The 23061-nt window shown below is 72.4% G+C and carries 27 protein-coding genes, 1 tRNA gene and 1 pseudogene; 12 read left to right on the top strand and 17 right to left on the bottom strand.

Translation table 11 applies throughout. The features are described from left to right. The first annotated feature begins 5 nt into the window (after window positions 1-5). Window positions 6-782, top strand: a complete 777-nt coding sequence (locus BT341_RS32780; protein ID WP_072479929.1) for a DeoR/GlpR family DNA-binding transcription regulator — start codon at window positions 6-8, stop codon at window positions 780-782. Then, a complete protein-coding gene (locus tag BT341_RS32775) occupies window positions 779-1975 on the top strand; it encodes an MFS transporter (RefSeq protein WP_072479928.1) in 1197 nt (398 codons plus the stop codon). Before BT341_RS32780 ends, BT341_RS32775 begins: the two co-directional genes overlap by 4 nt. Here BT341_RS32775 and BT341_RS32770 read toward each other — a convergent pair. Continuing rightward, window positions 1970-4030, bottom strand: coding sequence for a leucine-rich repeat domain-containing protein (locus tag BT341_RS32770; protein WP_072479927.1), 2061 nt, complete (start codon window positions 4028-4030; stop codon window positions 1970-1972). The genes BT341_RS32775 and BT341_RS32770 overlap by 6 nt on opposite strands. A gap of 39 nt (window positions 4031-4069) precedes the next feature. Next, a complete protein-coding gene (locus tag BT341_RS32765; RefSeq protein WP_072479926.1) occupies window positions 4070-5026 on the bottom strand; it encodes a cation diffusion facilitator family transporter in 957 nt (318 codons plus the stop codon). A 53-nt stretch (window positions 5027-5079) separates the two neighbouring features. Here BT341_RS32765 and BT341_RS32760 point away from each other — a divergent pair, with 53 nt between their 5' ends. Beyond that, entirely contained in the window at window positions 5080-5442 is a 363-nt protein-coding gene (locus tag BT341_RS32760; protein WP_072479925.1) for an ArsR/SmtB family transcription factor, read from the top strand. On the opposite strand, the gene BT341_RS32755 is transcribed toward BT341_RS32760, so the two are convergent. Next, window positions 5435-6244, bottom strand: a complete 810-nt coding sequence (locus BT341_RS32755; RefSeq protein ID WP_072479924.1) for a MerR family transcriptional regulator — start codon at window positions 6242-6244, stop codon at window positions 5435-5437. The genes BT341_RS32760 and BT341_RS32755 overlap by 8 nt on opposite strands. Window positions 6245-6251: 7 nt before the next feature. Continuing rightward, on the bottom strand, window positions 6252-7526 hold the full coding sequence (locus tag BT341_RS32750) for an amidase family protein (RefSeq protein WP_072479923.1): 1275 nt from the start codon (window positions 7524-7526) through the stop codon (window positions 6252-6254). Window positions 7527-7627: 101 nt separating this feature from the next. Between BT341_RS32750 and BT341_RS32745 the strand changes: the two genes are divergently transcribed. Further along, on the top strand, window positions 7628-8197 hold the full coding sequence (locus BT341_RS32745; protein WP_072479922.1) for a TIGR03086 family metal-binding protein: 570 nt from the start codon (window positions 7628-7630) through the stop codon (window positions 8195-8197). A 60-nt stretch (window positions 8198-8257) separates the two neighbouring features. Next, window positions 8258-8704, top strand: a complete 447-nt coding sequence (locus BT341_RS32740; protein ID WP_245805195.1) for a nitroreductase family deazaflavin-dependent oxidoreductase — start codon at window positions 8258-8260, stop codon at window positions 8702-8704. A gap of 41 nt (window positions 8705-8745) precedes the next feature. On the opposite strand, the gene BT341_RS32735 is transcribed toward BT341_RS32740, so the two are convergent. Then, the gene (locus BT341_RS32735; protein ID WP_072479921.1) at window positions 8746-9186 is read right to left on the bottom strand and encodes an Hsp20/alpha crystallin family protein; all 441 of its coding nucleotides are present in this window, start codon (window positions 9184-9186) and stop codon (window positions 8746-8748) included. A 105-nt stretch (window positions 9187-9291) separates the two neighbouring features. Between BT341_RS32735 and BT341_RS32730 the strand changes: the two genes are divergently transcribed. The 3 genes from BT341_RS32730 (at window position 9292) to BT341_RS45660 (ending at window position 10403) form a co-directional block, all read left to right on the top strand. After that, window positions 9292-9900, top strand: coding sequence for an HSP18 transcriptional regulator (locus BT341_RS32730; RefSeq protein ID WP_072479920.1), 609 nt, complete (start codon window positions 9292-9294; stop codon window positions 9898-9900). Between the two features lie 63 nt (window positions 9901-9963). After that, window positions 9964-10200, top strand: a complete 237-nt coding sequence (locus tag BT341_RS32725) for a DUF6480 family protein (protein WP_072479919.1) — start codon at window positions 9964-9966, stop codon at window positions 10198-10200. A gap of 29 nt (window positions 10201-10229) precedes the next feature. Next, a complete protein-coding gene (locus tag BT341_RS45660; protein ID WP_177328959.1) occupies window positions 10230-10403 on the top strand; it encodes a hypothetical protein in 174 nt (57 codons plus the stop codon). Here the strand turns inward: BT341_RS45660 and BT341_RS45655 are convergent. From BT341_RS45655 to mdlC, 4 genes are read right to left on the bottom strand one after another with little or no spacing between them, the layout of a single operon-like run. After that, a complete protein-coding gene (locus tag BT341_RS45655) occupies window positions 10400-10561 on the bottom strand; it encodes a hypothetical protein (RefSeq protein WP_177328958.1) in 162 nt (53 codons plus the stop codon). The genes BT341_RS45660 and BT341_RS45655 overlap by 4 nt on opposite strands. A 9-nt stretch (window positions 10562-10570) precedes the next feature. Continuing rightward, the gene (locus tag BT341_RS32720; protein WP_072479918.1) at window positions 10571-11797 is read right to left on the bottom strand and encodes an MFS transporter; all 1227 of its coding nucleotides are present in this window, start codon (window positions 11795-11797) and stop codon (window positions 10571-10573) included. Between the two features lie 20 nt (window positions 11798-11817). Next, the gene (locus BT341_RS32715) at window positions 11818-13245 is read right to left on the bottom strand and encodes a benzaldehyde dehydrogenase (RefSeq protein ID WP_072479917.1); all 1428 of its coding nucleotides are present in this window, start codon (window positions 13243-13245) and stop codon (window positions 11818-11820) included. Window positions 13246-13247: 2 nt separating this feature from the next. Then, window positions 13248-14822 (bottom strand): benzoylformate decarboxylase, encoded by a 1575-nt coding sequence (gene mdlC / locus BT341_RS32710; protein WP_072479916.1) that lies wholly within the window; start codon window positions 14820-14822, stop codon window positions 13248-13250. A gap of 96 nt (window positions 14823-14918) precedes the next feature. Here mdlC and BT341_RS32705 point away from each other — a divergent pair, with 96 nt between their 5' ends. Beyond that, window positions 14919-15812: a LysR family transcriptional regulator gene (locus BT341_RS32705; RefSeq protein ID WP_072479915.1), complete on the top strand. Its 894-nt coding sequence runs from the start codon at window positions 14919-14921 to the stop codon at window positions 15810-15812. Here the strand turns inward: BT341_RS32705 and BT341_RS46935 are convergent. Beyond that, the gene (locus tag BT341_RS46935) at window positions 15809-16219 is read right to left on the bottom strand and encodes a cellulose-binding domain-containing protein (RefSeq protein WP_072479914.1); all 411 of its coding nucleotides are present in this window, start codon (window positions 16217-16219) and stop codon (window positions 15809-15811) included. The genes BT341_RS32705 and BT341_RS46935 overlap by 4 nt on opposite strands. Window positions 16220-16779: 560 nt before the next feature. Between BT341_RS46935 and BT341_RS32690 the strand changes: the two genes are divergently transcribed. Both BT341_RS32690 and BT341_RS46930 read left to right on the top strand, forming a co-directional pair. After that, window positions 16780-16865 (top strand) — tRNA-Leu (locus tag BT341_RS32690). Between the two features lie 120 nt (window positions 16866-16985). Beyond that, on the top strand, window positions 16986-17171 hold the full coding sequence (locus BT341_RS46930) for a hypothetical protein (protein WP_245805194.1): 186 nt from the start codon (window positions 16986-16988) through the stop codon (window positions 17169-17171). Between the two features lie 438 nt (window positions 17172-17609). Here the strand turns inward: BT341_RS46930 and BT341_RS46925 are convergent. The 7 genes and pseudogenes from BT341_RS46925 to BT341_RS44705 all read right to left on the bottom strand — a co-directional run. Beyond that, window positions 17610-17891: pseudogene (locus tag BT341_RS46925) on the bottom strand (recombinase family protein); the annotation flags it as partial. 23 nt (window positions 17892-17914) lie between these two features. Further along, complete coding sequence (locus BT341_RS46920; protein WP_245805193.1) at window positions 17915-18550, bottom strand: recombinase family protein; 636 nt, start codon at window positions 18548-18550, stop codon at window positions 17915-17917. A gap of 195 nt (window positions 18551-18745) precedes the next feature. Further along, window positions 18746-20872 carry an FtsK/SpoIIIE domain-containing protein gene (locus tag BT341_RS32680; RefSeq protein WP_072479912.1) on the bottom strand — a complete coding sequence of 709 codons (2127 nt, stop codon included), beginning with the start codon at window positions 20870-20872 and terminating at the stop codon, window positions 18746-18748. Continuing rightward, window positions 20865-21563, bottom strand: coding sequence for a hypothetical protein (locus BT341_RS32675; protein WP_072479911.1), 699 nt, complete (start codon window positions 21561-21563; stop codon window positions 20865-20867). Before BT341_RS32675 ends, BT341_RS32680 begins: the two co-directional genes overlap by 8 nt. Next, window positions 21560-21889, bottom strand: coding sequence for a hypothetical protein (locus BT341_RS32670; protein ID WP_072479910.1), 330 nt, complete (start codon window positions 21887-21889; stop codon window positions 21560-21562). Before BT341_RS32670 ends, BT341_RS32675 begins: the two co-directional genes overlap by 4 nt. After that, window positions 21886-22221 (bottom strand): WhiB family transcriptional regulator, encoded by a 336-nt coding sequence (locus BT341_RS32665; protein WP_072479909.1) that lies wholly within the window; start codon window positions 22219-22221, stop codon window positions 21886-21888. The genes BT341_RS32670 and BT341_RS32665 overlap by 4 nt, the downstream gene beginning before the upstream one ends. Further along, window positions 22218-22406, bottom strand: a complete 189-nt coding sequence (locus tag BT341_RS44705; RefSeq protein WP_072479908.1) for a helix-turn-helix domain-containing protein — start codon at window positions 22404-22406, stop codon at window positions 22218-22220. Before BT341_RS44705 ends, BT341_RS32665 begins: the two co-directional genes overlap by 4 nt. 156 nt (window positions 22407-22562) lie before the next feature. On the opposite strand from BT341_RS44705, the gene BT341_RS32655 reads away from it, so the two are divergent. Further along, window positions 22563-22943, top strand: coding sequence for a helix-turn-helix domain-containing protein (locus BT341_RS32655; protein ID WP_020640049.1), 381 nt, complete (start codon window positions 22563-22565; stop codon window positions 22941-22943). The last annotated feature ends 118 nt before the right edge of the window (window positions 22944-23061 follow it).

Raw genomic sequence — 23061 nt, 5'->3', positions numbered from 1 at the left:
GCGGGGTGAAGAGTGCGGAACGGCAGCGGATCATCGTGGAGCGGCTGCGCGGCACCGACCAGGTGGCGGTCGCGGAGCTGGCGGCGGCGACCGGCGCGTCGGAGATGACCGTGCGCCGCGACCTCGATCAGCTGGCCGCCCGGGGCGTGCTGCGGCGCGTGCACGGCGGCGCGGTCCCGGCGTCGCCGTCGGGGATCGAGCCGCCGTTCGCGGCGCGGGCGACGGCCGCGATCGCGGCGAAGCGGGCCATCGCGGCCGCGGCGGCGGAGCTGGTCCGCGACGGCGAAACCATCGTCCTCGACGGCGGCACCACGGCGCTGGAACTGGCGCGGCTGCTGCGCGGGCGCGCGGTCACCGTGATGCCGCTGTCGCTGCACGCGGTCCGCGAGCTGGCCGACGCACCGGGCGTGCGGCTGCTGCTGCCCGGCGGCGAGCCGAGGCCGGGGGAGCAGTCCCTGACCGGGCCGCTGACGCTGGCTTCGCTGCGGGCGCTGCGATTCGACGTCGCCGTGCTGAGCCCGTGCGCGTTCGATGTCCGTTCCGGACTGACCGCCTTCGACCTCGGCGACGCCGAGGTCAAGCAGACGGCCCTGGCGGTGGCGGCGCGGGCGATCGTGCTCGCCGACGGCGCCAAGTGGGGCCGGGCCGCGCTCGCCCACGTCTGCGCCGCCGACCGGGCCGACGTGGTGATCACCGACCCTGGCGCACCCGAAGACCAGCGCGCGGCGCTGGCCGAACACGGCGTGCTGGTGCACGTCGCCGTCCCCACGGAGAGCCGATGACGACCGCTTCGCCCCGCCCGCGTGCCGCCCGGTTCGCGACCTTCATGTTCTTCGCCCTCAACGGGTTCGGGATGGGCATGTGGGTGGTGCACATCCCGGACGTCGAGCGCGCGACCGGCATCTCGCACAGCACGCTGGGCGCGCTGCTGCTGGTGCTCGGCGGCGCCGCGTTCGCCGGCATGCAGGTGGCGGGCCCGCTCGTCGACCGGCTCGGCCACCGCCGGCTCGTCCCGGCCGCCGGGGTGCTGCTCGGGCTCGCCCTGTGCGGGCCGGGCTTCGCGAACTCGTGGTGGACGCTGGGACTGACGCTGCTCCTGTTCGGCTTCGGCAACGGCGCCATCGACGTCGGCATGAACGCGCACGCCGTCGTCGTGGAACGGGCCTATCCGCGGCCGATCATGGCGGCGTTCCACGCGATGTGGTCGATCGGCGGCGCGATCGCCGCGGTCATCGGCGCGGCGACGCTCGGCGCGGGCGTGCCCACCGGCGTCACGCTCACCGCCACCGGCCTGCTGTGCGTGGTGCTTTCGCTGGTGTCCGCGCGGTTCCTGATGGAGCCGTCGGACGCGCCTTCGGCGGACGCGGAGGCAGCACCGGCCGAGCCCGCTCGCCGGCGGCCGCCGGGACGCGTGGTGTGGCTGCTCGGCCTGCTCGCGCTGGCGCTGATGCTCTCGGAGGGCGTGGCGAACGACTGGGCCGCCCTGCACATGGAGAAGGTGCTCGGGACCTCGGCCTCGACGGCGGCGCTGGCGTACGGCGCGTTCGCCGTGGCGATGACGACGGGCCGCTTCCTGACCGACCGCGTGGCGGCCTGGGCCGGCCCGGCGGCGATCGTCCGCTACGGCGCGACGCTGGCGGCGGTCGGCCTGACGACGGCCGCGGCCGCTCCGTGGGTGCCGTTGTCCCTGGTGGGCTGGGCGCTGTTCGGGCTGGGCCTCTCCGGCGGCGTCCCGCAGCTGTTCACGGCGGCGGGCAACCTGAGCACCCGCGCGTCGGGGGCGTTGATGGCCCGGGTGGTCGGGCTCGGGTACGTGGGCCTCCTGGCCGGGCCGGCGTTGATCGGCGGTCTGACGCGGTGGATGCCGCTGAACGTGACGTTCGCGGTGCCGGTGGTGCTGTGCGTGCTGGCGGCGGTGTTCGCCGGGGTGCTGAGCCGGAAGCCGGAGCCGGTGGCGGAGCCGGTCTGTTCATGAGCCTCCGCCGTCCCGCAGCTCGCGGGCGAACTCCCGGGCCCCGGCGACGCACTCGGCGTGCCGGGCGGCGACGCGGGACCGGAAGTCGTGGCTGGGATCCGGCGGGAAATCGCTGCCCTCGGCGTCCGGATCGAGGTGGGTGAGGAAGGCGACCAGCTCGGGCCGGGCCGTGTCCGACGCGGCGAGCTCCGCCTGGACGGCGGGCGGGAAACCGCTGGAGAGGCGAGCGCCGTGGTACTCGTCGACGACGCCGAGGAACAGCGCGTCGAGGTTCGGGAAGGACGCGGGATCGACGACTTCCGGCGGCAGCGGAACGCCGGACGGCCGCCGGGCGGCGTTCCAGCAGTCCTGCTCCAGGTCCAGTTCGACCAGCAGCTGTGCCGCCTGCGAGGCGGCCAGCCCGGCGAGGCCGTCGTCGCCGATCACGTTGTCGTGCAGGTTCAGCTCGCTCAGCCGGGGCAGCGCGCTCCAGGACGCGAGCGCCTTCGCCCCGGCCGAGCCGACGGTGTTGTAGGCCAGCGAGATCCCGGTCAGGGCGGGCGCGGGCCCGGACGCCGTCAAGGCGCGGACGTCGCCGTCGCCGAGTCCGCACGCGGCGAGGTCGAGGGTGCGTAGGTCCGGCGGGAACGGACCGTCGTCGGGCCAGCTCAGCGGATTGCCGGAGACGTCCAGGCCGGCGAGGTGCCGGAGGTGCTCCGGCCGCAGCAGGGCGCCGAGGCCCTTGCTGCCGACTCCGGTGGCCGAGAGCTTCAGCGAGGTCAGGTTGACCGCGTTGGGGGAGACGGCCCACGCCTCGGCTCCGGCGTCCCCGATCGGCTGAACGGCGGGACGCGCGTAGTACGGCGAGCCGCTCTTGCCGGACAGGTCGAGGTGTTCCAGCGCCGGTAACCGGACGCCGGCAGCCAGGTGCCGGGCGCCGGTTTCGGTGAGGTAGTTGCGGCTCAGGTCGAGGTGCTTCAACCGCGGGAAGGTCCCGGCGAACGCGGCGGCCGTCAGGTCCGTGGCCACGACATCGGTGAGCGCGAGCTTCTCGACGCGGTCGTGGTCGAGTGCCGCGACGACCCGGGCGAGCGGGCCGTCGCCCAACGGCAGCAGGGTGAGCGTCAGCTCGGTCAGCCGCGGCAGGACACCGCAGGCGACGACGGCCGCCATGCCCCGCGCGCCGAGGCCTTCCCGCCCCAGTCCCAGGGGTATGCCCTGGATGGCCAGCGCCTTCACGGCCGTCAGGTCCGCTCCGGCGAAGAAGGCCTCGCAGGCTTCGTCGTCCTCCTCGACGACGTTGCCGAAGAACGGCGTCCACCCCGGATGTCTCCGGTTGTGGCCGCAGCGGAAGCCGATCGCCAGCCGGTCGAGCCGGGCCAGTTCCGGGCAAGCCGCGAGATCGCGCGCTTCGCCGGCGTTGCCCACGATCACGTCGGCGGACCGCAGGTCCGGCACCAGGCCCGAGCGGAGCAGGTGCACGAGGTCGGGCGCGCGCAGCCCGGCGTGGCGCAGGCGCAGCGGCCGTCCGGCGGGCGGCCGGAACGGGGGCCGGTCGAAGTGGAACAGGTCTTCGCCCACGCCGATCAGGCTCAGGGAGCCGAGCCGGGCGAGCTCCGGGGCGTTCGCGAGGTCGGCGAGCAGTTCCGCCTCCAGCGGGCTGAGCCAGCCGGTGCGCAGTGAGCGCAGGTCCGGCCAGTGCGGCCAGTCGCGGACGACGGCCGCGAGCCGGTCGCCGGCGAACGAGCCGAGGTCCAGGGTGCTGATGCCGCGGATCTCCGGGTGGTTCCGCGGATCCGGGAACGGCGGGTCGGCCGTGCCGCAGTTCGCCGAGCGGAACGCGATCGACCGCGCGAGCCGCCAGCCGGGCCGCGAATGCCCCGCGGCCAAGGCGGCAAGCCACGACCACGGCGCTTCGCGCACTTCGTCGGGCCACGCCGCGAGCCGACGTTCGCAGCGCTCGGTGAGGGACGCGGGGCTGCCCGCCCGCCGCAGGACGGCGCACAGCGCCCGGAAGGCGAGCTTGCCGGGCGGGCCGTCCAGGAGCCGGTCGATCTCCGCTGCGTGGTCGATCATGGCCGCGAAGCTAGCGGAGGGCACCGACAAAAACGGGAGCTAGTGCGCCACCCGCTCCGCGCCGGTGGCCGGTTCGGTGTGGACGACCACCGCGGCCAGCCGGGGGATCGTGTGCACCAGCCGGTGCTCCACCTCGTGCGCGAGCGTGTGGGCCTCGGCGACCGTCAGGTCCGCCGCCACCGTCACCGCCAGCTCGGCCCGCAGGCTGTGGCCGATCCAGCGCATCCGCAGATCACGGGTGCCGAGCACGCCGTCGACGGCACGCGCCGTCTGCTCGGCCAGCTCGACCGACGCCGGGTCGACGGCGTCGAGCAGCCGCCGGAACACCTCCTTCGCGGTGTCGCGCAGGACGAACAGGATCGCGACGGTGATGCCGAGCCCGACGATCGGGTCCGCCACGGGAACGCCGAACGCGACCCCGGCGGCCCCGACGACGACGGCCAGCGACGTGAAGCCGTCCGTGCGGGCGTGCACGCCGTCGGCCACCAGCGCGGCGGAGCCGATCTCGCGGCCGACCTTGATCCGGTACCGCGCGACGAGCTCGTTCCCGGCGAAGCCGATCACCCCGGCGGTGGCGACCACCCACGGGTGACCGACGGGTTGCGGGTCGAACAGCCGCAGCACCGACTCGTACGCGACGAGCACGGCGGAAGCGGCGACGACCAGGACGACGACCACGCCGGCGAGGTCTTCCGCGCGGCCGAGGCCGTAGGTGTAGCGGCGGGTGGCGGCCCGGCGGCCGAGCAGGAACGCGATCCCGAGGGGAACGGCGGTCAGCGCGTCGGCGAAGTTGTGGATCGTGTCGCCGAGCAGCGCGACCGACCCGGTGACCAGCACGAGCACGAGCTGCGCGACAGCGGTCACGAACAGCGCGGCGAACGACCACCCGAGCGTGCGCAACCCGCGCCGGCTGGTTTCGAGGGCGTGGTCGACACGGTCGGCGGTGTCGTGCGTGTGGGGGCGCCACCGGGAGTGGCGGTGTCCGTGTCCGGTCATGGTGCCAGTCTATCTGCGCAGACACGCAGATACGCAAGTAGTAGGGTTTCGGCATGCACGCGTCGCTGCCGGAGTTCGACATGCCCACCGACGAGCAGGTCCACCTGGCGGCGGAGTCCTTCCGCCTGCTGGCCGACCCGACCCGCATCAAGGTCCTGTGGGCGCTGCTGCAGGGCGAGTCCTCGGTGGCGTGCCTGGCGGAACTGGCGGGCGCGGCCCCGACGGCGGTCAGCCAGCACCTGGCCAAGCTGCGCCTGGCGGGCCTGGTGAAGGGCCGCCGTGAGGGAACGTTCGTGTACTACTCGGCGGCGGACAACCACGTGCGCGGGCTGCTGGCCCAGGCGCTGCACCACGCGGACCACCTGGATCGCGACCTGCCGTCGGGCGAGCACGCCCACCACCCGCGGACTAGCTGACCGGCTCCTGCAGCTCCGTGACCCAGGCCGCCGGGTCATCGGGGCAGTCCAGGTACAGCTCCCGCTGTGGCCCCGCCGAACTGAGTCCGTGCGCGGTGATCCACCGGGTCACCGCCTGCCAGCTCGGCAGGACGCCGTCGATCGCGCCGTGGTGGACCAGTGTCGCCGCGCGCGTCCGGGGCAGCTCCGCCACCGCCAGGCCGTTCAGCTCCCCGGCGCCCACCGACGCCGGGACGGCCGCGTGCACCACGACCTCGTCTTCGCCGCGCTGCTCGTAGTAGCACGTCAGACGACCCGCCGGCGTGACGTCCGCCGAGGCGAGGCGGCGGCCCAGCTCCGCGCACAGCGGACGGACCACCGGGCCGATCGCCTCCGGGCCGAACCCGGCCGCCACGCCCGTCAGCTCCACCACGCGCGTCGCGGGCAGCTCCTTGACCACCACGTCGTACGCGGGCGGGCGGCCTTCGTCCTCGATCGTCCGCAGCCGGGCTTCCACCCGCGCCAGCCGGGCGGCGCCCTCCGCCAGCGCCGCCTGCAGCTGCGCGCGCCGGAGTGTCAGCATGCCGCGGACCCGCTCCGCCGGGACCTCGTCCGCCAGCAGCGTGGCCACCTGCTCGAGGGTGAACCCCAGCTCCTTCAGCGCGACGATCCGGTTGAGCCGCGCCAGCTGGCTCGCCTCGTAACTGCGGTAGCCGGTCGCGGGGTCGACGCGTGCCGGGCGCAGCAGCCCGAGTGCGTCGTAATGACGCAGCATGCGGACCGACACCCGGCCGTGGCGGGCGAAGTCGCCGATCGAGAACACCGCCCGATCATTCCGCAGGCGGGACGAATCCGCCGACGACGTCCGCGGCCCGCTCGGCGAACGTGATCGCCGTGTCGTCCTCGTGCGCCGGGCCGATCACCTGCAGACCGGCCGGCAGCGGGCCGCCGACCGGCGCGCTCACCGCCGGCAGCCCCGGCAGCGACGCCTGCGCGATCCAGAACGGCTGGTCGTCGTAGCGGTACCGGTCGTCGTGCCGCATCGCGGTCGTGAACACCGCCGGGCAGAGGAAGACGTCGGCCTCGCCGAAGAACCGGTCCCACGCCGCGGTCAACGCCGCCCGCCGCCGTTCCTGCTCCGCGGCGCCGTCCGGTTCACGGCCTTCTTGCGCGGCGAAGAACCACTCGACCTGGAAGCCGAACGCCGCCGCCTGCGCGGCCGGGTCGACGCCGTCCGGCCAGCCTTCGCGGATCCGGACTCCCGCGCGGGCCAGCGCGTCGGCCGCGTCCGACAGCGCCGCCCCGACGTCGCCGGTCACCGGGCAGGCCGGATCGTCGAGCACGACGCCGACGCGGAACTCCCCGAGCCGGGAACGCCGGGACGGCCGCAGCGGCCCGCCGGTGACCGCCAGCGCGAGCCGCAGGTCGGCGGCCGACCGGGCCAGCGGGCCGACCGCCGACGGGAACTCCCGGCCGCCGGGCGCGACCGGCCCCGGCGGCCGGAAGCCCCGCAGCGGCACGGTTCCCGGCGTCGGCTTGAGGCCGTAGACGCCGCAGTACGCCGCCGGGATCCGGATCGAGCCGACGAGGTCCGACCCGTACTCCGCAAAGGACAGCCCGGCCGCCAGCGCGGCCGCGGCCCCGCCGCTCGAGCCGCCCGGCGTCCGCGTGGCGTCCCTCGGGTTGACGGTCCGTCCGTGGATCGGGTTCGCCGTCCGCCCGAAATCGGCGAGCATGCGGTGCACGTTCGACTTGCCCACGATGATCGCCCCGGCCGCCCGCAGCCGCGAAACGACCGCGGCGTCCTGGTCGGCGACGCAGTCCGCGAACGCCGGCTCGCCCCAGGTCGTGGCCATTCCGGCCACGGCGAAGGCGTCCTTGATCGTCATCGGGACGCCGTGCAGCGGCCCGACGTCGTCGCCGCGCGCGACGGCCTGATCGGCTTGCGAAGCGGCTTCGAGGGCGAAGTCGCGGCGGGTCGCGACGACGGCGTTGACGTCGGAAGCGTCGATGCGGGCGAGGAGCCCTTCGGTCAGCTCACGGGCCGAGAGCGCGCCCCGGCGGATGTCCGCGGCGACCTCGATGGCGGTGCGGAAGAACGTCATGGCACCGGGGATAGCGCCTGACACGGTGTCAGGGTCAACTGTCGAGCCCGGCCGCTTCCGTTCGTCCTCGAGGGGACACACCACCTCGGCGAAGGAGCGAAATGGACACGATGGACTTGTACCGGCGCGCGCAGGACGGGTTCGGCACGGTGCTGGCGGCGGTGCCCGCCGACCGGTGGGACGCGCCTTCGGCGTGTGCGGAGTGGTCGGTGCGGGACGTCGCCGGGCACGTCGTCTGGGGCCAGCACCAGCTGGCGGCGTGGGCCACCGGCGAGCACTACGCCGAGACGGCCGGCGCCCCGGGCGCACCGCACCCCGCCGTGCTGGCCGGAGCGGACCCCGTCGCGACGTGGCGGGCCGCGCGGGCGGCGTCCGCCGCGACGCTGACCGAAGAGGCACTGCACCACCGGATCACGCTGCCGGGGCTCGGCGACATCCCGCTGGCCGGTGTCGTCACGTTGCTGATCACCGACCTCGTCGCGCACCGGTGGGACATCGGCTCGGCCACCGGCCAGGACGTGCGCCTCGAGCCGGACCTGGTCGCGGTGGCCTTCGACTGGGCGCGCGCGAACGTCGTGCGCCGTCCCGGCTTCTTCGGTCCCGAACTCGACGCGCCCGCGGGGGCCGACGAGCAGACGCGGCTGCTGGCCTTCCTCGGCCGCCGGGCGTGAGCGAAAAATACGACTCACAGATCATATGAAACTCATATGATCTGGTGTACCGTCGGCGGCATGACAACAGCGCAGAACTACCGGCGGATGGTCAACGCGGGGAACAAGATCGTCGTGGGGCTCCAGCGGCTGGGGATCGCCTTCGGCCCGATGCAGCTGCTCACCGTGCGCGGGCGGCGCACCGGTGTGCCGCGGACGTTCCCGATCGCGGTCATCCCGATCGACGGCGGCCGCTACATCTTCCAGGCCTATCCGAAGGCGGCCTGGGTCGCGAACGCCCGGGCGGCGGGCGAGGTGACGCTCACCCGCGGCCGGCGCACGGCGGCCGCGCGGCTCACCGAGGTGCCGGTGGAGGATCGGCGCCCGCTCCTGCGTGAGCTGGTGGCGACCAGCCCGGCGAGCGTGGGGAAGCGGCTGGTGACGACCGGTCTCGCGGACGCGCCGACCCCGGACGCCGTCGCCGCGGCGGCCGAGCGCATCGCGGTGTTCCGCGTCGACCCGGCGTGAGCGGGCGGGGCCGGGACTGCCGGGCCCCGCCGCTTGCGTGCTCAGGCCTTGATTTCGCGCTGCTCGCCGCTGCCGGTGACCTCGATGCGGCGCGGCTTCGCCTTTTCGGCGACCGGGATGCGGACGGTCAGCACACCGGCGTCGTAGTCGGCGGTGATGTGGTCGGCGTCGAGGGTGTCGCCGAGGAAGAGCTGGCGGGAGAACACGCCGAGCCGCCGCTCGGAAACCTGCAGCTGAACGTCGCCGTCGGTCGGCAGGGGACGGCGTTCGGCCTTCACGGTGAGGACGTTGCGCTCGACGTCCAGCTCGATGGCACCGGGGTCGACGCCGGGCAGGTCGAAGCAGATCACGAACTGGTCCCCGGCGCGGTAGGCGTCCATCGGCATCGGAGCCGGCTTCGACCACGTACCGGGCGTCGCGGCGCCGAACACCTGCTGGGCGAACCGGTCGAAGTCGCGGAACGGGTCGGTGCGCATCAACATCGGGATCCACCTCCAGGAGCTCGACGACACTGGTGTCAATACGCGGTTCTGTTCTAGCATGTCGTCAGAACGATGACAAGAAGTAGGTCGTCGAAAGGATGACAGATGGACGAAAGCGACCCGGTCGGCGCGGTGCGCCGGCTCCACGAGGTGGTCACGGCCGCCCGCGCCGGTTCGGCGGACCAGGACCAGCTGCTGACCGCGCTCGCCGGCCTGCGCACGCTGCGGGAGCAGATCGCCGGCTGGGAGCCGGAGCTGATCACCGCCGCCCGGGCGGCGGGCGCGAGCTGGGTGGCGCTGGCCCCGGCGCTGGGCGTCGCGAGCCGCCAGGCCGCGGAACGGCGTTACCTGCGGCTGCAGCCCTCGGACACGGGGGAGAAGACGGGCGAGGCCCGGGTCGACGCCGAACGCGGCCGCCGCGCGGGCGACCGGGCGGTGGCCGACTGGGCCCGGCGCAACTCCGCCATCCTGCGCCAGCTGGCCGGCCGGGTCAGCGCGCTGGACGGGCTCGGGCCCGCCGCCCAGGAGAGCGCGGACCGGATCGGGGCGGCACTCGGCGACGACGACCCGGCGACGCTGCTGCCGCCATTGGCGGCGGCGCGGGCCCACCTGACCGACGCCCACGCGGGCCTGGCGCGCCAGCTCGGCGAAATCTCCGAGCAGACCGACCGGCTCCGGCGCGACGCGGCGGGCAACCGCCGGGCGAAGGACTGAGTTTGACCGCATCGCCGCCGGGCACCCGGCACGGGAGCCGCCCCGCGACGGAAGGACCCTGCCATGACCGCCCAGCCCCCGGATCCGGACCCGCGCCGGACACCGGACCTCGAGGCCGGGGGTGGCGTGCCGCCGGGCAGCACGCCACCCGACTCCGCGCAGACGTCCGGCCTGTCGCACCCGCAGCCGATGCCGTCCAAGACCACACCGGTGCTGTGGCTGGTGCTCACCGGCGTGCTCGTGCTGATGGTGGCGGCCCTGATCGTCGCGCTGGCCTTCGGCTGGCTGAGCGGTGTCTGAGCCGGCGCGCGAGCGGGTACCAGCGGGACATGGACGACACACCTGACCGGACCGAGACCCGGGCCGAGCTGCTGCCCGAAGAGCAGGCCGTCGACAGCGCGGACCCCGAGGCCCAGGCCCGCGAGGTCCTGCGCGACTCCGACCGCCGGACCGAGCACCCCGAAGCGACGCTGGGCCGGCGGCGGCCGGAGGACACGGTCTAGTCGCTGCCGCGGAAGTTCTCGTGCGAAGCGGGGTGCCCCGGCTTCGCACGAGCTTCTTCGTCTTCCAGCGGCGTGTCGGATTCTTCGCGGCGAGGGGGCTCTTCGATGCGGTTGCCGCTCGAGTCCTCTTCGCCGACTTCGTCGTGAGGCTGGGTCATCCCCTCCGGCTACCCGGCCGACACGGAGGTCAACCGCTCCGCCGACCCACGCGGCTCGCCGCGCAGCATCAGCACGGCGACCAGGCCCAGCGCGGCGACGACGGCGAAGAAGTAGAAGCCCCACGGATAGGCGACGCCGGCGGTGACCAGCGCGCCGGTGACGAACGGCCCGAGGATCGAGCCGAGCCGCCCGACCGCCGACGTCAGCCCGAGCGCGGTGCCGCGGGCCTGCGCCGGGAACGCGTGCGCGACGTACCCGTAGATCAGCACCTGCGCCGAGAACACGAACACGCCGGTCAGCAGCACGACCGCGTTGAGCACGAACGCGTTGCCGATCTTCAGGCTCAGCGCCGCGAGCAGCACCGCGCCCGCGCCGAACCAGATCCGGGCGATCGGCCGGATGCCGAACCGGTCGGCGATCGTGCCCGCCAGCACCAGGCCGAGCACCGCGCCGACGTTGAGCACCAGCAGCAGCGTGATCGACGTCGAGATCGGGTAGCCGGCGGTGCGCATCAGCTGCGGCAGCCAGGTGTTGAGCCCGTAGACCAGCAGCAGCCCCATGAACGACCCGGTCCACACGGCGATGCTGATCCGCCGGAACCGCGCGCCCAGCAGGTCCTTCAGCCCGACGCGCTCGGCGGGCGGCTCCTCCTTGGCCGCGAGGTAGGCGGCCGACTCCGGCAGGCGCCACCACATCAGCGGCACGGCCAGCAGGCCGACGATCCCGCCGCCGTAGAACAGCCAGTGCCAGTTCTCGTGCACCACCAGCGCGAGGACCGAGGTCAGCACCGCGCCGACGTGGTAGCCGGTCATGGTGAACGTGCTGGCGCTGGCGCGCCGCCGCGCGGGCAGGTTCTCCGACATCACGGTGAGCGCCACCGGCATGCACGCGCCGAGGCCGAGCCCGGCGACGAACCGGAAGACGCCGAAGGTCGCGACGTTCGGCGCCAGCGGCGTCAGCAGGGTGAACAGCGAGAACAGCAGGACCGAGCCGATGAGCATCATGCGGCGGCCGAACCGGTCGGTGAGCGGGCCGAGGCAGGCCGCGCCGACGGCCACGCCGATCAGCGACACCGTGGCCACCGCGGTCGCGCCGGCCGCGGTGAAGCCGAGGTGGCCGGTCTTGAGCAGGGTCGGGATGGTGGCGCCGAGCGCGACCAGGTCGTAGCCCTCGAGCAGGACGGTCAGCCAGCAGAGGACCGCCGTCCACACGGGACGGGCGGGAGACGTCGTCATTGCCGTACTCCTAGGGGTTCTCAGAAGGGGTAGCCCGCGATTTCCGCGCGGACGGTCAGCCACTGCGTCTCGGTGAAGGCCTCGATGTTGGCCTGCGCGCCGCCGAAGCGGGAGCCGTTGCCCGAGTCGCCGACGCCGCCGAACGGAGCGGTCGGCTCGTCGCCGACCGTCTGCTCGTTGATGTGCACCTTGCCCGAGCGGACCTGGTCGGCCAGCGTCATCGCCGTGCCGACGTCGCCGAGGATGCCGACCGACAGGCCGTACTCGGAGTCGTTGACCAGCCGGGCGGCCTCGTCGAGGTCGCGGTAGGCCCGCACCGGCGCGACCGGCCCGAAGATCTCCTCGCGCCACGCCGGCGTCGTGTCGTCGAGTCCGAAGAGGACGGTCGGCGGGTAGAACGGCGCGTCCGGCTTCCCGCCCGCCAGTACCCGTGCGCCCGCCGCGACGCTGCGGTCGACGACGTCGGTGACGTGCGCGAGCTGCCGGTCGTCGATGATCGGGCCGAGCGCGACGTCCCCGGTGGCCGGGTTGCCGACGGGCAGCCGCCGCGCCTTCCCGGCCAGAGCTTCGACGTAGGCGTCCACCTGGGACTCGTGCACGAGGTGGCGGCCGGTGGTCATGCAGATCTGGCCCTGGTGCAGGAAGGACCCGAACGCGCCGGCGGACGCCGCCTTGGCGACGTCGGCGCCGGGCAGCACGACCAGCGCGTTGTTCCCGCCCAGCTCCAGGTGCACGCGCTTGAGCGAGCGCGCGGCGGCTTCGCCGACCTTGCGCCCGGCCGCGGTCGAGCCGGTGAACGACACCACCGACACCTCCGGCGCGTCGACGACCGCCGCGCCGACGGCGGCGTCCCCGGGCAGCAGGTGCAGCAGCCCTTCGGGCAGCCCGGCCGCCTCGAACACGCGCAGGATGCTCACGCCGCCGGACACCGCGGTGCGCAGGTCCGGCTTGAGCAGCACGGCGTTGCCGAGCGCCAGGGCGGGCGCGACCGAGCGGATCGCCAGGATGAGCGGGAAATTGAACGGCGAGATCACCGAGACCACCCCGGCCGGCCCGCGCCGGGCCAGCGACCAGCGGGGTTCGCCGGTGCTCAGCACCTCGCCGAGGGGATGGGTGGGCAGGGCCGCGGCCTCGAAGCAGATCCCGGCGGCCATCTCCGTCTCGATCCCGGCCTTGGGCCGCGTCGAACCGGCTTCGCGGACGATCCACTCCTGGACTTCGGCGGCGTGCGTCTCCCACAGCTCGCCGGCGCGGCGCAGCACCGCGGCGCGTTCGGCCGGCTTGCGCCGGGCCCAGTCGCGCTGGGCCTTCGCGGCCGTCTCGGCGGCCTTCGCGACGTCGTCCGGCGTCGCGACGCCCACGTGGCCGAGGGTTTCGCCGGTCGCCGGTTCGACGACCGCGTGGGTGCCGCCGGTGCCGCCGAGGAACTCGTCGTCGAGCAGGGTCATGATCACTCCGGTGTGGTCGGTTCGGTGTCGACCTGGAGCAGCCGCGGGCCGTCCGGGGTCGTCTTGAGCTGGGTGCGCAGGTGGTCTTCGTCGGTGACGGTGGTGGCTTCGACGCCGTAGCCCGCCGCGATGGCCGTGAAGTCGAGCCCGGGGATCTCCGTGCCCGGCACGTCCGGCGTCCCGAGCAGCTCGCCGAACCAGCGCAGGGCGCCGTAGACGCCGTTGCGGAGGATCACGAAGGTCACCGGGACGCGGTAGTGCGCCGCCGTCCACAACGCCGTGATGCCGTAGTTCGCCGAGCCGTCGCCGATGACGCCGACGACCGGGCGCTCCGGGCTGCCCATCGCCACGCCGACCGCGGCGGGCAGGCCGAAGCCGAGGCCGCCGGCGGCGGGGAAGAAGTACGAGCCTTCGCGGCGCAGGTCCAGCTGCCGCCACCACGCCGCGTTCGTCGACGTCGACTCGACGACGTAGCGCGTGTCGCCGGCCTGCGTGTCGCGGAGGGCGGCGAAGACCTGCTCCGGGTGCAGCGCCGTTTCGCCGGTCCGGGGTTCCGGGTTCGCGACGTAGCCGTCCTCCGACGTCCTCGCGGGCACCTTGGCCAGCAGCGCCTCGAGCACCGGCGCCGGGTCGGCGACCAGCGCCTCGCCCATCGGCGCACGCGTCGCGGCACCGAAGTCGTCGGTCACCTGGACCAGCCGGGTGCCGTCCGGCAGGTACGCGCCGGGCACGTGCTGGTGGTAGCGGAACACCGGCGCGCCGAGGACGAGGACGAGGTCGTGCCCGGTCAGCGCGGCCGAGATCGGCGCGATGCCGGCCGGCAGCACGCCGCGGAAGAGGGGATGCCGGTTGGGGAAGGGCAGCCGGTGCGGCGAAGGGGCCACCCAGGTCGCCGCGCCGAGGTGCTCGGCGAGGGCGACGGCCCGGTCGAACAGCCCGAGCGCGTCGAGGTCGCCGCCGAGCACGAGCGCGGGGTTCTTCGCCGCGGCGACGCTCGCGGCGAGGTCGTCGAGCTGGGCCGCGCTGGGGCTGAGCCCGCGGCGCACCTCGCGATCGAGCGTCACGGCGGCGTTGGGGCCGAGCTCGGCGGCCCAGTCGTCGTAGGGCACCGAGAGGTAGCTCGGGCGCCGGTGCAGCTCGGCTTCGAACACGGCCTGCGCGAGCGACCGCGGGACGTCGGCGGCGCAGCTGGGTTCGCCGGCCCAGCCGACCAGGGGACGCGTGAGCTGCGTGGCGTCGACGTTGGCGAGCATCGCCTCCATCCCGATGGCCGCGCGCACCTGCTGGCCGGCGGTGAGGACCAGCGGAGAGCGGGAGTAGACGGCGTTGGTCAGCGCGCCCATCGCGTTGCCCGAGCCGGCCGCGGCGTGCAGGTTGACCAGCACCGGGCGGCCGGTCACCTGGGCGTAGCCGTCGGCCATCCCGACGACGGCACCTTCGTGCAGGCCGAGGACGTAGCGGAAGTCCTCGGGCAGCTCGGCGAGGAACGGCAGCTCGTTGGAGCCGGGGTTGCCGAAGATCGTGGTCAGGCCACGGCGGTGCAGGAACTCGTGGGCGAGCCGGCGGGCGGTGGGCATGCGCGGGGTCCTCCTCGAACGGGTTGGACCGACCCTAGGGAGCACACCGGGGTGTGTTCCAATAAATGTTGCCGTGGCGGTTCATAGACGGGATCGATGGTGCGCGACTTCGACCTCAACCTGGTGCGGACGTTCGTACTGCTCTACGAGACGCGCAGCGTGACGGCGACGGCCGAGTCCCTGCACGTCACGCAGCCGACGATCAGCTACAGCCTGCAGAAGCTGCGGCGCCGGTTTTCGGACGAGCTGTTCCGCCGCACCGGCGGCGGCCTGGTCCCCACGACGACGGCGCGGGCGCTCTACGAGCCCCTGCACAGCGCGCTGTCGGGCATCGAGGCGGCGGTCAGCGGGGCGTGGTCGTTCTCGCCGGCGACGGCCAGGACGGCGTTCACGCTGTGCCTGTCCGACCTGGGGGAGATCTCGCTGCTGCCGCGCCTGATGGCGGCGTTGCCGTCGCGCGCCCCCGGCGTGACGCTGTCGGTCCGGCCGCTGGACGTCGACGGCGCGGCCGACCAGCTCGGCCGCGGCGAGATCGACGCGTTCATCGCCTCGTCGCTGATCAGCTCCCAGCGCGTGGCGCGGCACCCGCTGTTTTCGGAGGGCTACGTGGGCATGGTGTCCCGCGACCACCCGCGCCTGGCGGCGGAGGTGACGTTCGACCAGCTGGCGGCGGAGCGCCACGTGACGGTGTTCGGCCCGACCGGCCACGACGGCCCGCGCCGGGCGCTGGGGGCGTGCGGCCTGCTCGACCGGGTGGTCCTGGAGGTGACCCGCTTCGCGGCCCTGCCGTACCTGGTCCAGGACGGCGAGTTGGTGGCGATGGTGCCGCGCCTGGTGGCGGAGATGTTCGCGGCCCAGCACCGGGTCCGCCTGTTCGAGCTGCCGCTGGAGGTGGAGCCGGCGCAGGTGTCGGTGTACACGCGCCACACGCACGCCCGCAGCCCGGCGCAGCACTGGCTGGTGGAGTTCATGCGCGAGGTGCTGAGCTAGCCGGCGTCGCAGGGGGAGCCGTTGAGGGTGAAGCCGCCGGGAGCGGGGTTGCCGTGGTCGAAGGCACCGTTGAGGCCGGTGCTGACGCTGGAGCCGGGGGCGAGCGTGCCGTTGTAGGACTCGGCCTCGACGGTGACGCGGCCGCCGGTTTGGGTGTAGCGGCCATCCCAGCCGTGGGTGACCCGCTGCCCGGCGGTGAAGGTCCAGGTGAGCGTCCAGGGCCGGAGGGTCCGGTCGCTGTTGTTGGTGATGGTGACGGCGGCGGTGAAGCCGTCGTTCCACTGGTCTTGCACGGTGAAGCGCACGAGGCACTTGGCGGGTTCTTTGGCCGGTTCCGTCGCGGGCAGTGCTTCGGACGGCGTCGCGGTTTGCCGGAGAACGGTGGTGACGGCCGTCGGACTGGGCACGGAGGATCGGCTGGTGGCGGAAGTGGAAGTGGCGGGAGCAAGCGCCCCAGGCGGCGGCGCGGCTTGCCGGCCGGGCGAGTCCTGGGAGATGACGGCGATCAGGCTGCCGACAACGACAAGAGCACCGAGAAGCCCGGCGAAGAGCCGAATCCGCCGTCCGGCAACCCACTGCCCGGCGGCGGCTTCCCGGGCCCGTTGCTCGAGCCGTTCCCGGTAGCCGTCCCCGGTGTCGTCACGGCGCGGATGGCTGGTGACCGCGGAGGCCGCATCGAGGGCGCGGGGAGTGGCCCCGGTCTCCCGGAGGAGCTGGGCAACGGAGAGCTGCGTGCCAGCTGCGTCCCGTCGTTCCCGCCGCCGCCCGGCGCGTGCCATCCGCGGACCTCCCAGTTCTCCGGCATCGCCCCGGACGGGCGAATCTAAGTTGCAAGCGGTGCGTGCGGAGGCGTGCTGAACCGATGCAGAGAACCCGAAACCGGCCGATCTTGCCAGAGGTGCGGAGGTGACGGATGGAGACCCCCCTGAACGACGGTCGGGGGGAGCCGTATACTCTTTCTTCAGCAGGTCCGAGTGGCGGAATGGCAGACGCGCTAGCTTGAGGTGCTAGTGCCCTTAACGGGCGTGGGGGTTCAAGTCCCCCTCGGACACACACGTTACCCACACGGGGAGAGGCAGTCACGGTGACTGCCTCTTTTTTGTTGTCGTAGACCACCTGTAGGCCCAGGTCGCGGTAGACCTGCGTGATCCTCTCCGGGCTCCGCGAGTTGAGGTGCCTCGCGACATCGCCGAGTTGGTCGAGCATCGCGTACACCTCCGCTACGTCGACCGCCTGCGTGTCCGGCAGGTGCCTCAGCTCCTCCAACGCGGCCTGCCGCTCGGCCTGTGCGCGCTTCATCGGCTCGACGAAGTTGACGGGGTCTACGCCTGCCTCGATAGCCGCAAGGTGACGCCGTAGCTTCTCCTCTGCACCCTTCAGCCGCTTCTCCGCGTTGGCTCGACGGCCGTCCGCCCGGCCATCCTGCGACCCGGTCAGCAGCCGTACCGTGTCGTCGCGGTTGTCCGGGTCGAAGATCTGGCACAGCCAGTCGTTGATCGGCGGGACCACGACGTCCTCGCGTAGGTTCACCGTCTTCGGATGATCGGCCAGCGCCGCCGAACCCGGCGCCATCGTTCGAGCGATGCACCGGTAGTAGACGCCCTTGCGGATCGCAGCACCTTGCATCTTCCGGGTGCAGATCTCGCAGCGCACCAGCCCCTTCAACAGGTACGTGTGCTTCGTGACTGCCCGATTTCGTTCGAGCTTGGCAATCCCGGGCAACCCGCCGGCCGCACGGGACCGGCGCATCAGCTGCGCTTGCGTGAACGTCTCGACAGAAACAATCTCCGGGTGCGCAGGTCGCCGTGACCGGACTATGCGATCCGGCGCCGCCCGCTTGAACCGCACGACGTGCCCGGCGCCGACGTCATCCGGATTCAGCAGCGTCTCGTGCTTGGTCCAACGCCCGAAGATCGCGTACCCCGTGTATCGCGGATTCTCCAGAATGGATCGAACGGTGCTGCCTTGCCAGCCGTCGGCGAGCCGGTGCCGGTTCTGGTCGGGCCGGCGTTCCGAAGGGCAGGGCACTCCGTCCTCATTGAGCCCCTTCGCGATCGCGCGGTCACCGACGCCTTCCATGTACTCGGCGAATATCCGCTGGACTACCTCGGCTGCGTCGGGATCGATGGCCAGCACGCGCAGCCGGAACCCCTCGGCGGCCTTTCGGGGGTTCGGGTGCGGCCCGCCGTCGACGACGACGTACCCGTACGGCGCGCCCGGCCGCCCTGGTGGCGCCCCTCGTTGACAACCTGCGCGTCCATCGCGGCACGGACACGAGCCTGAACGTGCTGACGTTCTGACTCGCTCATCCCGCCAAGCACGCTCATCAGCATCTTGTGCGACGGGTTCCGCGCGTCGTACTTACCACCCAGTTCGGGCACCCACAGGTCGACGCCGTACGCGGCGAACCGCGGCGCGATCAGTGAGAACTGATTGCCGAACCAACACCGGGTGCCCTCGCCGACCACCACCGCGTTCCACGTCCGCCGCGGATTCCTCAGCTCGGCGAGAAACGGGGATGCCTCGTTCCGACGCTCCCAGGGGACCGAACGTGACTGCCCGACGTCGAAGTACTCGGCGACGATCCGGCCGCCCAGCGGCTCGACGAACTTCCGAGCGTTCCCGAACTGCCAGCCGCGGGAGGTCTCCGGGTCCTGGTTGTCCTCCGTCGAGCACCGGCCGTAGACCGCCAGCTCACCGATTCCGTCGTCGACCGGCTCGGCCACCTCAAGGCCCAAGATCTCGTCCAGCGTCGACCAGGGTCGTTGCTGATTTCAGCCATCACGGTTCCTCCTCTGCCGGTCCGTCCAGCGCTGGCACCTCGGTAAGCTCGATCAATACGGCCATCAGTCCGCGTGCCACCGCTGGCGTCAGCTCTGGCAATCCCGCAGGTAGGATAACCCGGATCGGTGGATCCTCGGAGTGAGCGGCGCTCATGACCGACCTTCCTGCCCAGCCGATTCGCCGCCGTCCCTCGCGCGGTCGATTGCGCTCCTGATTTCAGCCGTCCGGTATCCGCGAACCTGCCGCATCTCGCCGTCCTCGCCGGTCACGCGGTCGCGCGTCGGTCGGCACCCCACCTCGGCCATCTGCTGCGCGAACGTCCGCGAGTCAACCTCCAGGACGTCCAGCAACTCGGCCGTCGGCACGAAGTCTCGGCCGTCTGGCCCGAGATCATCTCCCCAGCACTCAACGAGCGATGCGAGTACCTCGGGCAGTTCGCCAGGCGACTCAGCTGCGTGTCCTGCACCGATTGCCTTGACCGCGGCCGCGTGGTCGAGCACCGGCATGGTGTCCTGTCCGGCCGCGTGTCCGGTAAGCGTCCCGGCCGCCTCGCGCAGCGTCCGGCCCTGCTCGCAGATGGTCCGCCAGTCCTCGTTTGGCATGTAGTAGGTCCGAACCGTCATGGCCAGCACGTCGGCGCCGGCTGACGTGTCGCCGTCCGGCCGCAGGATGCCCACGCCCTTGTGCGAGGGCAGCAGCCGACTGGAGTCGAACCCGCGCGTGTTCATCTGCTCGCCGAGGACGATGTTCGAGTCGCGCCAGTCCATCACCCGCAGCGCGAACCGCGACCCGAGTACCGCCCGCAGCCCGGACGGGATCGTCTTCGAGTCCGGTCGCTGGGTGGCGAGCACGAGCACGATCCCGGCGGCCGGCCCCTTCTTCGCCAGCCACGTCAACAGCTCGCCGACGTACTCGCCCGCGGTGAGCTTCTTGCCTTGCACGTCGACGGGGGTGCGATCCTCCAGAGGAACCTGAACCTCGTCGATGAAGATGGCCGTGATCGGCATGTTCAGCGCCTTGTCGCGGGACATCTCCGGCGTGACCTTCGATTCCGGGCACGTGAGGTCGTCCAGGTCGCGCATCCGCCGAAACCGCGTCTGAACTTCGCCGACCAGTTCAATCAGCCAGTCCACGAGCGCCAGAACGTGTTCGGGTTCGTCGCCGGACATGAACCGGTGCGCCACCAGGCCGGCCGTGTCCCAGTCCTTCCCGGCCTTGAAGTCCGCGACGTACAGCCGTACCCACGCGTCCAGAATGAGCCCGGCCGCCGCGAGCCGGGCGGCGAAGGTCTTGCCCTGCCGGGGGATGGCACCGACCAGCAGGGACGTCCACACCAGCGGCAGGTCAATCCGCCGGTCCCGCGCATCCCGTCCGAACGGGATCGGCCGCCACGCATCCCACTGCGCCACACCGAGCAACGGCGTCCGCAACGGCGGCGAGGCGTACGGGTCCTCATCAGCCACCCACATCGACACCCGCCCGGCGTGCCCACCGTTCCCGCGGACCCGTTCGACGATCAGCTGGACCTCATCGACGGCGAGCGCCGACGCGAGTGCATCCCGATTCTTCACCACGTCGGCTGCCTTGCGGGTGGCCGGAAGGTCGACAGTGACCGCCCAGCCGTCGCCGACACGCGTCGCGCGCTCGACCAGCCGCAACGCCTCATCCTTGCCGATCAGCTTCGCGTCCCGAAACGCATCCACCAGTACCTGCGGGTCCATCGTCCAGGTCAGCGTCCGCGGCCCGGCGAGCGCCGGCTTTCGGCCGGGACTGCCGTCCTTTTTGCGCCCGAGGATCGCGAGCGCCACGGAGGCAGCGGCCCCGCCAATCCAAACAGGATCGGTGCCGTACACCAGGTCGACGATGGCCACCCCGACGGCAGCAACGACCAGGGCAGCACCGGTCACCTTCCAGCGGAACAGCGTGAGCGCCCGAATCTCCGTGAACTTGTCGGCCAGCTTCTCCGACTCTTCGGCCGCCGTCCGGTAGTCCCGGACGGTGACCCACCCACGCCACCACCGCACTCCGACGATCAGGCCGCGAACAACCGCGCCGACGTACCGCCACGGCGACTTCACCAGCCCGACGACGGCGTCTTTGCTCGCTTGAACGGCCTGCGGCTTGCTCTTCAGCCACAACGGCACACGCGGCGAGTGCCGCCACCACCGGACGAAGCGGTTCGTCGTCGGCTCCCGTCGGCGCGGTTGAGGCAACGTGTCGTCGACCAACTCGCCGTCGAACACGGGATCGGCCTTGACCGGCAAAGAGTCAGCCATTGGCTACCTCCGACCGCAGCGCCCGCGCCAGCCGGGGCGACAGGCCCCGCGAGCAGCCGGTAGCCCGCCGCACCCACGCCGGGGTGATCTCGACGTCCGGCGTCCAGCTCTCCCGAGCGATAGCGAGGTAATCGGCGAACAGCACGCGCCGGCCAGCCTTCGCAGACTCCTCCTGGTTGGTGTGCCGTTCAGCCGCGACCAGTACGGCATCGGTGAGCTTGTCCCGCAGGTCGGTGATCGCCTCAACGGCGACGAACACGACCAGCGGCGGCACCGAGTGCAGCACGATCGACGCAGCCTCCCCGGCGGCGAACGACGTCCAGGTGTTCATGACGTAGGTGGCCGCGAGCGTGAACCACTTCGCCCGCCGCACCCAGACACCCGTCCGAACCTGGTACCGCGCGGTGACCTGCTCGGCCCGCAGGATCGCCAGCAGAACGAGGGAGACGGTCGGGTCCAGCACCCACGCGGCCAGCCACGGCAGTGACCCCGGTCGCGTGCCGGCCGACGCGAAGCCCTGGACGTTGGTCATCGTGAAGGCCAGCCCCAGCACGATCCCGGACCAGCACATCCAGTCGACCTGCCGCCGCACGCGTTCGATCCGCAGCGCGACGACGTCCGGATCGGTCTGGTAAGCGCGCACCTCCGCGGCTTCGGCCGCGTCCTGCGCGAGCCGTTGAGCCCTGTTCATCGCCGACCACCCCGCTTCGACGTGTCGACGGTGGTCACGGTCATCGCGCGAGTCAGCGCGTAGGACGCGAACAGCGCCGGCAACCCGAGCACGGCGAACAGCAGCCACGGGCTACCGGGGTGAGCGATCACGACCCACTGAACAGCGACGATCAGCCCGGCGTTGAACAGCACCCGCCCGACCAGCGACACGAGCCGCGCCCCGCTCCGAGCAGCCTCGGCGGCGGCCTTCGCCCGGCGGGAACCGGCCCGCCAGACCCAGAACAGCACGAGCAGCACGCCAACACCGGCGAGGATCTGCGTGGGCGTCACGGTGAGTCCGTTCATCGCGCACCTCGATCGGTCCGCTCGCCCCGCCGCAGCCAGACGGGGTGCAGCGCGCGCCGGTCGTCGTCGGTCATCCCGCCCCAGACGCCGACGGTGTCGAGGCCGGCCGTCCGCAACTCCAGCTCCAGGCACTCGTCCCGAACAGGGCACCCGCCGCACAGCCGCTCGGCCAGCTCGCCGTCACGGCTCGCGTCGGGTGGTCCATCGTCCGGCGGGGGCCACATGCAGACTCCCTCGCTGGTCACGACATCGGTCAGGACTTCGGTCGGCACCCAGCGCAGCCGGTCCAGCCGCCACGCGACCCCGATAAGCCAAAGGTCGTCGGCGCTCATGCGGCACCTCCGGCCTGACGCGACCCGAGCAGGCGGGCCAGCTCGGTCGACGACACACGGAGTCCGGGACGGCACCGGGTGGCGCGCAGCTCGCGCGTCCGGATTGCGCGGCTCACCGCAGCGCGGGAGACGCCGAGCAGCCAGGCCGCTTCTCGAATGGTGTGAAAGGTGATGTGCGAGTTCATAAGAAAGACCAATCTGATGATTTCAAGACTATGTTGTTGATTTCAGCTCTTCGACGGGCGCGTTTGTCCGACGCGCCGCCGACGAAGTGCTAGGCGACGTGGTGAAAGCGCGAAGAACCGCTAATCTCGGCGCTGAGGCGGAGCGCGGAGGAATACGTGACGGAGGACTGGGCGGCGGTCGCCAAGGCGATCAACATGCGCGTGAACGAACTCGGCTGGCGGCAACGCGAGCTGGCCGAGCGATCGCACGTGTCGCAGGCGATCGTGCGCGAGCTCCAGCACCACACGGTCGAGCGCCGCCGGAGCGCGCGCACGCTCGAAGCGCTGTCGACGACGCTGGGCTGGCACCCGCAGCACTTGTTGGCCGTGCTGCAAAACCGCACTCCGCCGCACCCGGACGAGCCGGCCGACGACGGCCACGAGCTGTGGTCCCGGCTGGACGCGCTGGAACAGCGCCTGGCCGAGATCACCGACCGGCTGGAGGACGTCCAAACGAGCCTCGCGACCGTGGTCGAGCACGTGAAGCCGAAGCGTTAGGGCAGGGCGATTCGGGCTGGTGAACCAGGTGATTTCCATACCTAGAATTCAAGGCCGAAACGACGTCCGATCCCATGCACAACCAGTGCAGAAGCAGTGCGCAACCACTGCATATCCG

This window comes from Amycolatopsis australiensis (assembly GCF_900119165.1).
GTDB lineage: Bacteria > Actinomycetota > Actinomycetes > Mycobacteriales > Pseudonocardiaceae > Amycolatopsis > Amycolatopsis australiensis.
This window is presented reverse-complemented; position numbering and strand designations above follow the sequence as displayed.